Source organism: Gilliamella sp. B14384G12 (assembly GCF_016101825.1).
Taxonomy (GTDB): Bacteria; Pseudomonadota; Gammaproteobacteria; order Enterobacterales; family Orbaceae; genus Gilliamella; species Gilliamella apicola_N.
In genome coordinates, this window is the sequence record NZ_JACFPU010000086.1 from 1 (window position 1) to 230 (window position 230).

The 230-nt window shown below is 35.2% G+C and carries 1 protein-coding gene; it reads right to left on the reverse strand.

Translation table 11 applies throughout. The features are described 5' to 3' along the window. On the reverse strand, positions 1–230 hold a 230-nt coding region (locus H3S73_RS13820), incomplete at both ends, for a hypothetical protein (protein ID WP_232353011.1).

Genomic DNA, 230 nt, shown 5'->3' on the forward strand with positions numbered 1-230 from the left:
TACTACTTGATAATTGATTTTTACTGTAATTTGCGTTTCATTATAACCGCTCAAACCTCTTTCATAAGTTTCTTCGCTCACATCTGTTACTTTAATGACTTTTATCGGGCCATAGCAAAACGAGTTATCGTAAATTGTTCGTCCGCTCCCTGACTTTTTATAAGAAGAGTATAAATATTCTTGCCCCAACTCGGTCAAATCATAATGATAAAGTCCCTCTTTACCGTCAA